Consider the following 11,650-nt stretch of genomic DNA (forward strand, 5'->3'; position numbering starts at 1 on the left):
GCTGACGAGCTCGCCGTGAGCGCCTGCAGCGTCCTCGGAGAACATCTGGCGCTCGTGGTACTCGCCCTTCTTGCCGATGTTGAAGGACTGGACCGGGCGGAAGTAGCCCATGACGCGCGTCCACACCTCGCAGGCCTGCGGCTCGGCATCCGGGTGAGCGGCCGCGCACTTGTCGCAGGTGAAGTGCTCGCCGGCCAGGTAACCGTGAACCGGGCAGATCGAGAAGGTCGGCGTGATCGTAATGTAGGGGACCTTGAAGGCCGTCAGCGAGCGGCGCACCATCTCCTTGCAGGCCTGCCCCGAGGACAGGCGCTCGCCCATGTACAGGTGCAGGACAGTGCCGCCCGTGTACTTGCCCTGCAGGACCTCCTGATCCTCAAGCGCCTGGAACGGGTCATCCGTGTACGCGACCGGCAGCTGCGAGGAGTTCGTGTAGTAGGGTTCTTCGGGCGTGCCCGCCTGGATGATGTCGGGGAAGCGCTTGCGATCCTCCTTCGCGAAACGATAGGTCGTCCCCTCCGCAGGTGTCGCCTCGAGGTTGTACATGTGGCCGGTGGCTTCCTGAAGCTGGACCATGCGATCACGCACGTGGTCCAGGATGCGCACGCACATGTCGAAGCCGCGCGGGTCCGTCAGATCATAAGCGTCATCGGTGAAGTTACGCACCATCTCGTTCATGCCGTTGACGCCGATCGTCGAGAAGTGGTTGTCAAGCGTGCCCAAGTAGCGCTTCGAGTAGGGGAACAGGCCGTGATCCATGTGGTACTGGATCGTCTCGCGCTTGATTTCGAGAGAGCGGGAAGCCAAGTCGATGAGTTCGTCCATGCGCGCGACGAGGCCTTCCTCGTCCCCCTTGTACAGGTAGCCGAGGCGCGCCATGTTGAGCGTGACCACGCCGATCGACCCGGTGAGCTCCGCCGAACCGAAGAGGCCGTTACCGCGCTTGAGGAGCTCGCGCAGGTCCAGCTGAAGTCGGCAGCACATCGAGCGAATCATGTGCGGATCCAGGTCAGAGTTGATGAAGTTCTGGAAGTAGGGCAGGCCGTACTTCGCCGTCATATCGAAGAGCGCGTCGACATTCTCGCCCTCCCAATCAAAGTCGGGCGTGATGTTGTAGGTCGGGATCGGGAACGTGAAGACGCGACCATCCGCGTCGCCGCCCGTCATGACCTCGATGAACGCGCGGTTAATGAGGTCCATTTCCCGCTGCAGCTCACCGTAGGTGAAATCGACGACCTCGTCGCCGATGAGGGGATGCTCGTCGGCCAGGTCGTCCGGGCACGTCCAGTCGAAGGTCAGGTTCGTGAAGGGGCACTGGCTGCCCCAGCGCGAGGGCACGTTCAGGTTGTAGATGAGCTCCTGCATGCACTGCACGATCTCCTCGTACTCCATGTCGTCCAGGCGCACGAAGGGCGCCATGTACGTGTCGAAGGAGGAGAACGCCTGGGCACCCGCCCACTCGTTTTGGAGGGTGCCGAGGAAATTGACGATCTGGCCGCACGCCGACGAGAAGTGCTTGGGCGGGGCCGAGGCGATCGCGCCGCCCACACCGTTGAAGCCCTCCTGGATGAGGCGCTTGAGGGACCAGCCCGCGCAGTACCCGGCGAACATGTCGAGGTCGTGGATGTGGTAGTCGCCCTCGCGGTGCGGGGCGCCGATCTCGGGCGTGTAGACGTGTTCGAGCCAGTAGTTGGCGACGATCTTGCCCGCCGAGTTCAGGATCAGGCCACCGAGCGAGTACCCCTGGTTGGCGTTGGCGTTGACTCGCCAGTCGGAGCGGTCGAGGTACTCCTCCACGGTTGCGATGGCGTCGACGTCGTAGCGGGGTGCGGTCATGGTCCCTGTCCTGTCCTGATTTCCGATTGGATGTACGCGGCGGCGCGAATGAAGCACCGCGTGCGCTGGTGCGGTTGTAGTTATTGGTTGTTCGGTTATCGCTGTACTGCGCCCGTTTGTCTCGACTGCGGGCAACGCGCGCAAGCGTTGCGGCCTGTTCGACACGTCGTGAACACTCCACACTGGTGGGGCGAGGCCGTGGCACTGTGGGTGGTAGCGCTTGCCTTCGCCCGGAACGAGCATCCTCTCGGGAGATTCGCTCACCGCATCACACTAGATGTTGTGTTCGGACCGAACACTCTCCACCATATCTAGTGTCAATCGAGTGTCACACGCTGATCTCGCGAGTCGCTCTGTTCCCCTCACCACCCCATCGCTTTTTCAGAAACTTTCGGGGACCAACGTCCCACAGCAAGGCGCTGGATCAACAGCACAGCACGACACCCACCAGCCTCCTAGCTATCGACCAGAAGCCGCCCGCCACCGACCGCCCTTCCCCACACCTCGGCCTCGCACCCAAAATTTCGCACGTAATTCGTTTGCTTGATCATTCAACAACCGCCACAAACGTTGCAATTCCAACGACCGGATTTCAATGTTTGAAAGATGTGCGCGGGAATTACGTGCGAGATTGTTGGGAAACCACGGCACAACGACCGTAGCCACCACACCATCGACGCCACACTGTCGCCACCACGAAGCGCGGAGGCCGCGACCGGAAACCCGGGGCCTCGTCAACGAAACGACACAATTCAGATGAGGAACGGAAGCTTCTTCACAAGCCCCAGACCCTTCCACCACCTGCCCAAACCAAGAGTGTCACCAGCGCTCGTCAAAGGAATCAAGATGAGGACAAGCGCATAAACCAGATGCTCATTGACGACCGGGTTGAGGGAACCCCACACCCACGGCGCGACAGCGGCGTACATGAAGCCCAGCATGATAACGCCCACAACAGCCGCGAGACGCGTCCCGATCCCAAGAATAAGCGCCACACCGATACCGAGCAGCCCCAGCATGAACAGCCAGTCAACAGCAGGCACAGCAAGGGACTCAAAGAAGGAAGCCAAAGGCTTGCCGGTCGTGGCACCCGTCAGGTAGCTCTGCGCGGGCGTCCCCCCGTTGATCCACGCGCGCGCCGGACCCGTCGAATAGTGCAAGCCGAAAGTCTTATCGAGGAACGACCACAGGAACACGAAGCCCACCGCAATGCGCAGCAGAGCCAGGACGGCGCGCGCAGGCTTGGAAGAAACAACGAACGGAGCGGAGCTGGGCATAACTACTCTTTCGGGAGATGATGACGGACTCACCCATTATCCCAGGCACGGGGCCTTTCCGGGCATCGTAGGGTCCGCTGGACTCGAGCAGATAACCCCGGCGGAGACGAACGAGGTGCGAACGTCGAGCGGTGGGAACTATTCGCCTGCGAGGCGGTCAACCTCGTGGATAATGAGACCGCAAATGGCGCTCACCCACGCGATGGCGGCAACACCGAGGACGCGCGAGCGCCAGGGGCGGATCAGCAGAAAATGCTCGAATCCGTAGCCTGAGCCAGGGGACGCAGCGGACATGCTGAACCCCCACATGGCGGCGATGGTTGCGAGGACGGCGATACCGAGGAGCGCCAGGCACACCCACACCATCGCGCGTTGGACCATGATGCCGTGCCGTGGACGTCGCTCGATGGGCGAAAGGGTGAGGGCCCAGGCGCCAGCAATCAGCGCGGCGGTGATGACATCGGAGGGCCGATGCCAGCCTTCCATCATGACGGATACCCCCATGAGGGATGTCCACGCCCACCCGATCCAGGCGGCGGGGCTGCGGAACCACTGGGGTGCGACGACGATGAGCGCCAGTGACAGTGTGACGGCGACCGTCGTGTGGCCGGAGGGCAGGGAGTTTCCGGCGCCGGTCGTGACGCCCAAGATGGGGCGGGTAAGGATGTAGTCCTTCAGGATCTGAGTCGTGATGTTCGCGCCGACGACCGCGCCGAGGGCCCGCCCAGCGAGCGTGGGTCGGCGCCTGGCGGCCGCGACGATCGCAACGATGATGCCGACTCCAACGAGGACGGGCACGGATACGATGCCGGTGATCAGCGTGGAAAAAGCTTCATATTGGCTGGCCGAGCGCATCGTACCTTCCATGAGGATTGTGTCGAGCACTTGGCCATACGTTGTCGTGAGGGCCACGTGGCCGATCAGTCCGGCTATGAGAAGGCATGAGATGACGCTGCCGAGGCGGCGATAGAGCTTGCGCCGGTACCACGGGTCGGAACTCAACCGACGAGGCCTGGGCTCATTGCGCGTATCGGTTTGACTGGATTCAGGGTCGGTCCGTGTGCGTGCCCGCTTGGAACGGCCAGCGGTGGGGGCGTCCGCTCCCCGCTGGTTTCGGTCGGTGTCTCCTGCGCGTTCACTGGAGCGGGCGCGCGGGCGGACGGGCTTTGAGCTTTTGGTGTAGGACTCGTCGACGGTTGGGTCGGAGGGCAGAGCGGAATTGGGATCGTCCACGTGTTCCTCCATTCCTGTCGATGTGGCTATTCCGGTACCACTGTAGTGGGTTGGGCTAGGGGTTCGTGAATTTGTGAGGCTGGGAGCGACTTGGAGACGTGTTTCAACGTCGTGTTCGGCGATGGCAGGAGGTGGGCGCGCGCGTGAGGGGGGCCTCGGTTAGAGTGGGGGTGTCCGATTTTGCACGTTTCACTCGGGAGTTGTCAGTGGCCACTTCTTTACCCGTCAGCACCGACCGTATTCGGGATTTGTTGCGGTCCCGGGACGTGCATTTTGGCGACTATAACGAGGGTGAGCTGGCATACTTGACGCCGAACGCCGCGTTTTTCTGGAATGCTACGAACCCTCAGATCCTGCAGCTGCGCGCACAGTGGCGGGGTATTGCCCGCACGCCGGAGGAGTTCGGTGAGTTGGCGCGCGAGGTCGCTCAATGTAACGCGACGCGCACCGGTCCGAAGGCGTACGTGGCTCCGCTTGAGGATGGCGCGCAATACGGGCTGATCGCAGAGTGCAACATCGTTGTGTTGTCTGGGCTCACGCAGGCACAGCTCGATCATTTCTTTGAGACGTCCATGGCGATGATTATGGGCTTCTTCGCGGATCTTGAAGCGACCCTGCCGGGGTTCGTGGAGTGGGACGAGTACGGCCAGGAGGCTACGCGATGAACGGTCCTTTTGTGGTCCCCACTGATGACACAACCCCTTACCCAGTCGATTTTGAGCGGGTTGTCGCGGCTGTACGCGACATGGGCTACGCCCTGGATGTGATTGAGCAAGGCCGCGCAGGCGGGGCAATTTTCGACCGTGTGCCTTTCCTTGTGTCTTTCGATGCCGCGGGGCGTTTCCTGTCGATTCGGGCACTGTGGGAGCCTGACATCCCCGCAGCCAGTGCGGAGCACGCGATGTTCGCGACCGTCGATAACTGGAACCGCGAGAAGTATTTCCCGACAGTGTACACGGCGACCACCCCGGATGGGACGTTGGGAGTATACGCGGATTTCGTGGTTGACACGGAGCCGGGCCTGTCGAACGACCAGCTGCGTGATGCGATTGCCTCGGGCATCTCGACGGGTATCGCAGCGATGCAGTACGTGAAGGAGTCAGCCACCGAGACTCTCGGGTGGGTGGATCCGGACTCGGATGAGCGCTGAACGCTCTTCTTCGTCGGCGTGTTCCTCGCACGAGGCCGTAGCTGGTTCATCCGGGCACGCACCCTCGGGGGGTTCGATCGCGCCTTCGGTTCACCTTTCTACTCCGTCTCCGGCTGACCTTCTTGCCCTGCTGGGTCGCCTGAGTTCGGGTGATGACCGCCTCCTCGGCCATGTGACCCTGCCGGGGCGCGCGCAACAGCTCGCGGACTGGCCGCGCTGGGTGTCGCCCGCAGTCGTAGCCGCGTGGCAGAGGCGCGGGGTGTCACGCCCGTGGACCCACCAGCGCGACGCGATGAATGCGCTCCGGGCGGGCCGAANCACTGGAAGAGGCACTGCGCGCGGGCACGGTGCGGGCTCTGGCGACGACGTCGGCGCTGGAGATGGGCCTGGATGTTTCAGGTCTGGACGCGACAATCACGGTCGGATGGCCGGGCACGCGCGCATCCCTGCGTCAACAAATCGGGCGCGCCGGGCGCGCGGGCGCACCGGGAACATCCGTGCTCATCGCTTCGGATAACCCTCTCGATTCGTACCTGGTGCGCCACCCCGAGCATATCCTCGGTGATGTCGAAGCCTGCGTCATCGACCCCTCAAACCCGTGGGTCTTAGCGCCGCACGTTGCCGCTGCCTCCGCCGAAATACCGATCACACCGTCCGACATCAGCTACTTTGGACCGGAACTCCAAAGAGTTGTTGAACGTCTTACCTCCGATGGATACATCAAGCGCAGGCCCGCCGGATACTTCTGGGATGCGACGCGCCCAGAGCGACCCGCCGACCTCACGGACCTGCGCGGCTCCGGCGGCGACATCCAGATCGTCGATGCCGCCACAGGGACCGTCGTCGGTACAATCGACCAAGCCTCCGCTGATGCTCACGTTTTTCCCGGCGCCATCTACATTCACCAGGGACGCACCTTTCACGTCCTGAGCTTCAGCCCCATCACCACGCCAACCGCTCCCAGCACCCAAGGATGGCCACGCGCACTCCTGCCCGAGACCGAGGAGGCCACCCGGGGACGGGACCTAAAGACGAACCGAATGCGAACGGACACCCAGGCCTCGTCGATCATCATTGCGCCCGTGAAGACCGACGATGCGCGCGTCGCCCTGGTCGAGGAAGTACGCACTCCCCTACGGACCCGATCCGCGACTCACACGAGCGTTGAGGTATGCCAGGTCGAAGACACGTACGTGAGCCACGACGAAACCGTCACCTGGCACCATGGGCCGACAAACGTGTCAACTCGGGTGACCGACTACGACTTGCTACGCCTGCCGGGGCTGGAGTTCATCCGCAACATCGAGCTTTCCTTACCCACCCACACGCTGCCCACCAAGTCCACATGGTTCACGCTCACGCCCACAGCGTTGACCGCGATGCGGATCGAGGCGGCTGACCTGGCCGGGACCCTGCACGCGGCAGAACACGCGATGATCGGTATCCTGCCGCTTATTGCAACCTGCGATCGATGGGACCTCGGCGGCCTCTCGACCGAGCTGCACGACGACACCGGCGCGCCCACCGTGTTCATACACGACGCGTTTCGAGGGGGAGCCGGCCACGCGCTCGCTGGCTTTCACAGTGCACGGTCGTGGGTGCGCGCAACTCTTGAAGCTGTTTCCTCGTGCGACTGCGAGTCCGGCTGCCCCCGGTGCGTCCAATCACCCAAGTGCGGCAATGGCAACGAGCCGCTCTCCAAGGCCGGGGCCATCACGCTGCTCACCTACCTCCAGGACCGCGCGCCAGGAGCGTAGGTCCCCTCCACGGTCAGCACGTCATGGTCTCTCGGTCATTTGTTGATCAGCCTGAAACCCTCTGGGATTGTGACGGCCTGATGCCAACGCATCAGATCATGGGTGATAGGACAACGCGTGTTGGTCGGGGTTCGGTCCCGGGCGTCGGCGGGGGAGGTGTCGGGCGTCGGCGGGGTTCGGTCCCGGGCGTCGGCGGGNGGCTCAGGAAAGTCGCTGGCAGCATGGACTCCTGTACTGTCTGATCTCGTTGAGGCCGACAACTCATCGCGAATTTCTGCGATTCGCCGTCGCCCAACGGCCTTGTACCTGGCGCCGACGAAAGCCCTCGCCGCTGACCAGTTGGCTTCTCTGATGTCTCTGCTCGGTCAGGACAACGCCGCCCCGGTGCCAGCTGATCCGGGAAGGTGCCCCGGCCTCGTCGATGAACGGTTGCGCCGCGTGCACGTGGCGACGGTGGACGGCGACACGCCGCGCGAGGCGAAAGAGTGGGCTCGCGCGAGCGCGGACCTGGTCCTGTCGAACCCTGATTTCCTGCACTATGTCATGCTGCCATCGCACTCGCGGTGGTCGCGTTTCCTGGCGTCGTTGCACCTCATCGTCATCGACGAGGCGCACCACTGGCGGGGGGTGACCGGCTCCCACATTGCGCTCGTCGTGCGTCGGCTTGTGCGCATTGCCCATCACCTGGGGGCTGATCCGCGTATCGTCATGCTGAGCGCAACTGTGCGGGATGCTGCAGAGGTAGGTCGCGCACTGACGGGGCGCGACGTGGTGGCCATCACCGAGGATGGTTCGCCTGCAGGCGAGCACGAACTGGTCCTGTGGCAAGGCGGAATCGTCGCGGACGCGTCCGAGGTCGACATTTCTGACTTCCTGGCCGCCATCGACGCGCCGCCGGGCGCGGCCACTCTGAAAGTCCCGATCGTGCGGCGAAGCGCCGGGGTCGAAGCCGCTACGCTGGCAGCAGCCTTCGTCGAAAAGGGGGCGCGACTGCTCGCATTCGTACGCTCGCGTGCGGGGGCCGAGGCCGTGGCCGCGCAGGTACGCGACCGCCTCTCCTCTCGTGGGTCCGCGCTCGCCGGGAGTGTGGGCGCGTATCGAGGCGGTTATCTACCCGAAGAGCGGCGTGCACTGGAAGAGGCACTGCGCGCGGGCACGGTGCGGGCTCTGGCGACGACGTCGGCGCTGGAGATGGGCCTGGATGTTTCAGGTCTGGACGCGACAATCACGGTCGGATGGCCGGGCACGCGCGCATCCCTGCGTCAACAAATCGGGCGCGCCGGGCGCGCGGGCGCACCGGGAACATCCGTGCTCATCGCTTCGGATAACCCTCTCGATTCGTACCTGGTGCGCCACCCCGAGCATATCCTCGGTGATGTCGAAGCCTGCGTCATCGACCCCTCAAACCCGTGGGTCTTAGCGCCGCACGTTGCCGCTGCCTCCGCCGAAATACCGATCACACCGTCCGACATCAGCTACTTTGGACCGGAACTCCAAAGAGTTGTTGAACGTCTTACCTCCGATGGATACATCAAGCGCAGGCCCGCCGGATACTTCTGGGATGCGACGCGCCCAGAGCGACCCGCCGACCTCACGGACCTGCGCGGCTCCGGCGGCGACATCCAGATCGTCGATGCCGCCACAGGGACCGTCGTCGGTACAATCGACCAAGCCTCCGCTGATGCTCACGTTTTTCCCGGCGCCATCTACATTCACCAGGGACGCACCTTTCACGTCCTGAGCTTCAGCCCCATCACCACGCCAACCGCTCCCAGCACCCAAGGATGGCCACGCGCACTCCTGCCCGAGACCGAGGAGGCCACCCGGGGACGGGACCTAAAGACGAACCGAATGCGAACGGACACCCAGGCCTCGTCGATCATCATTGCGCCCGTGAAGACCGACGATGCGCGCGTCGCCCTGGTCGAGGAAGTACGCACTCCCCTACGGACCCGATCCGCGACTCACACGAGCGTTGAGGTATGCCAGGTCGAAGACACGTACGTGAGCCACGACGAAACCGTCACCTGGCACCATGGGCCGACAAACGTGTCAACTCGGGTGACCGACTACGACTTGCTACGCCTGCCGGGGCTGGAGTTCATCCGCAACATCGAGCTTTCCTTACCCACCCACACGCTGCCCACCAAGTCCACATGGTTCACGCTCACGCCCACAGCGTTGACCGCGATGCGGATCGAGGCGGCTGACCTGGCCGGGACCCTGCACGCGGCAGAACACGCGATGATCGGTATCCTGCCGCTTATTGCAACCTGCGATCGATGGGACCTCGGCGGCCTCTCGACCGAGCTGCACGACGACACCGGCGCGCCCACCGTGTTCATACACGACGCGTTTCGAGGGGGAGCCGGCCACGCGCTCGCTGGCTTTCACAGTGCACGGTCGTGGGTGCGCGCAACTCTTGAAGCTGTTTCCTCGTGCGACTGCGAGTCCGGCTGCCCCCGGTGCGTCCAATCACCCAAGTGCGGCAATGGCAACGAGCCGCTCTCCAAGGCCGGGGCCATCACGCTGCTCACCTACCTCCAGGACCGCGCGCCAGGAGCGTAGGTCCCCTCCACGGTCAGCACGTCATGGTCTCTCGGTCATTTGTTGATCAGCCTGAAACCCTCTGGGATTGTGACGGCCTGATGCCAACGCATCAGATCATGGGTGATAGGACAACGCGTGTTGGTCGGGGTTCGGTCCCGGGCGTCGGCGGGGGAGGTGTCGGGCGTCGGCGGGGTTCGGTCCCGGGCGTCGGCGGGGGAGGTGTCGGTGGCGTGCTCGCACCGCCGATGGAAGTTGGCGGTGACGTGCGCTTGCGTCGTCTGTCATTGTGCTTGCGTGCTCGCACCGCCGATGGGAGCCATCCCATCGGGAGGATTGCACCTGTTAGGGAGGATTGCACGTGATCAGTTGGGGTTGAATCTTCCTGATCGGGTGTTTCGCCTCATCGGCAACAAGCCTCGCCTGGGAGCTGGCCGACCGTCGTCCCCTTGTCATTGCCGGCGATTCCCCACCGGCGTTTGTCGACCCCCGGCCTACCCGCGCCCGCGCAACCCGTACCCGTGCAACAGGGCCCCGTCGGCGACTCCCTACCGGCCCTTATCGGCGCACGCCGAGCAGTCCCGCGCCAGTGGGGGAGCATTGGACCCGTTAGGGAGCATGACACCGGGGGTAATGGTGGGGGTTTTGCAGCATTAGAAGCCTCCCCTCGGCGTGTCGCCGGCGTGTCGCGCCTCTAATGGTGCAATTCCCCCCATTTGATGGCGTAGTCATCGGCAAGCAAGTCACGCATAGGTCCCCGTGAAGCGCAATTCCCCCGTTTACTGCCGGTGAGGTCGCAGTTCGGGGCAGTGTGGCGCCCCGTCGAGCAGTCCTGCACCAGTGTGGCGCCCCGCCGGGCGGTTCTGCGCCAGTGGGGGAGCATTGGACCCGTTAGCGAGCGTGACACCGGGGGTAATGGTGGGGGTTTTGCAGCATTAGAAGCCTCCCCTCGACGTGTCGCCGACGTGTCGCGCCTCTAATGATGCAATTCCCCCCATTTGACGGCGCAGTCATCGGCAAGCAAATCACGCATACGTCCCCGTGAAGCGCAATTCCCCCGTTTACTGCCGGTGAGGCCACGCCTCGGGGCGGTGAGGTCGCGCCTCAGGGCAGCGTGGCGCCCACAGTACAAACCATTTCGGTAGCAAACGCTGACAATGGCGTGTCGTGGGCAAGGTGCTCTGCGTTGTGGACCCAACGGCGCCTGACCTGGCGTGCCGCTCGCACGCGAACCGCTGAACATGCGCGTTAACCCCGTAACACGCACGTCAACCCCTAGATATGCGCCTGGGCGCCGCCCACACGCATACCATCGGACCCACGCGCATACCACCGGGTCCACGCGCGAAGTGTCGGGCCCGCGTGCGTGCCATCGGGCCCACGTGCGTGCAAGCGCACATCCTCGAAGCAGTTTCGCATGCAATTCGATTGAATGAACTTTCAACAGCATCCACAAACGTTGCAATTCCAACGATATGAATGCGCGGTGCGACACGGTGTCGGGGGAATTGCATGCGATATTTATGGATAACTCGCCCAGTGGGAGTCATGCACTACCACTCATAGCACCGCCGGTAGCACCGCCGGTAGCGCAGCCGGTAGCACCGCCCCTCGTGGCGCAGCCAGTGGCCTGGCACGGTGGCCTGGCATGGTAGATACCGTCGCCGCAAACAACCTGCCCAAGCCCACCATGACAGACCAAGGGACCACGCACGTGCCCACGATGAAACAACCAACTTCAATGTTGATTTTCCCGCACCAACACGCCGAAAAGTCACTACACAACCAACACGTTTTGTCCATCCTCCAAGTTGACTCCAACCACCTCCAACACCGACTTTCCCGCACCA

General features: G+C 63.5%; 5 protein-coding genes and 2 pseudogenes. 4 read left to right on the plus strand and 3 right to left on the minus strand.

Annotation, left to right across the window (positions count from 1 at the left end; all coding sequences use genetic code 11):
• The 3 genes from BQ7477_RS08755 to BQ7477_RS08765 form a co-directional block, all read right to left on the minus strand.
• On the minus strand, positions 1–1,836 hold a 1,836-nt coding region (locus BQ7477_RS08755; RefSeq protein WP_073983624.1), incomplete at its 3' end, for a ribonucleoside triphosphate reductase.
• A 752-nt stretch (positions 1,837–2,588) separates the two neighbouring features.
• Positions 2,589–3,113 (minus strand): DoxX family membrane protein, encoded by a 525-nt coding sequence (locus tag BQ7477_RS08760; RefSeq protein ID WP_073983625.1) that lies wholly within the window; start codon positions 3,111–3,113, stop codon positions 2,589–2,591.
• A 138-nt stretch (positions 3,114–3,251) separates the two neighbouring features.
• On the minus strand, positions 3,252–4,346 hold the full coding sequence (locus BQ7477_RS08765; protein ID WP_073983626.1) for a phosphatase PAP2 family protein: 1,095 nt from the start codon (positions 4,344–4,346) through the stop codon (positions 3,252–3,254).
• A gap of 206 nt (positions 4,347–4,552) precedes the next feature.
• Between BQ7477_RS08765 and BQ7477_RS08770 the strand changes: the two genes are divergently transcribed.
• From BQ7477_RS08770 to BQ7477_RS08785, 4 genes and pseudogenes are all read left to right on the plus strand, one after another.
• Complete coding sequence (locus tag BQ7477_RS08770; RefSeq protein ID WP_200783500.1) at positions 4,553–5,011, plus strand: YbjN domain-containing protein; 459 nt, start codon at positions 4,553–4,555, stop codon at positions 5,009–5,011.
• Positions 5,008–5,496 carry a YbjN domain-containing protein gene (locus BQ7477_RS08775; RefSeq protein WP_073983627.1) on the plus strand — a complete coding sequence of 163 codons (489 nt, stop codon included), beginning with the start codon at positions 5,008–5,010 and terminating at the stop codon, positions 5,494–5,496. The genes BQ7477_RS08770 and BQ7477_RS08775 overlap by 4 nt, the downstream gene beginning before the upstream one ends.
• A gap of 320 nt (positions 5,497–5,816) precedes the next feature.
• Positions 5,817–7,253 (plus strand): annotated as a pseudogene (locus tag BQ7477_RS08780) (DEAD/DEAH box helicase); the annotation flags it as partial.
• A gap of 186 nt (positions 7,254–7,439) precedes the next feature.
• Positions 7,440–9,821 (plus strand): annotated as a pseudogene (locus tag BQ7477_RS08785) (DEAD/DEAH box helicase); the annotation flags it as partial.
• Between the last annotated feature and the right edge of the window lie 1,829 nt (positions 9,822–11,650).

The sequence above is a fragment of the Actinomyces bouchesdurhonensis genome, assembly GCF_900128465.1.
GTDB classification, from domain to species: Bacteria; Actinomycetota; Actinomycetes; order Actinomycetales; family Actinomycetaceae; genus Pauljensenia; species Pauljensenia bouchesdurhonensis.

Excerpts from the sequence above, each read along its gene's own strand:
- BQ7477_RS08760 (WP_073983625.1), bottom strand. The coding sequence starts at position 3,113 with ATGCCCAGCTCCGCTCCGTTCGTTGTTTCTTCCAAGCCTGCGCGCGCC.
- BQ7477_RS08775 (WP_073983627.1), top strand. The coding sequence starts at position 5,008 with ATGAACGGTCCTTTTGTGGTCCCCACTGATGACACAACCCCTTACCCA.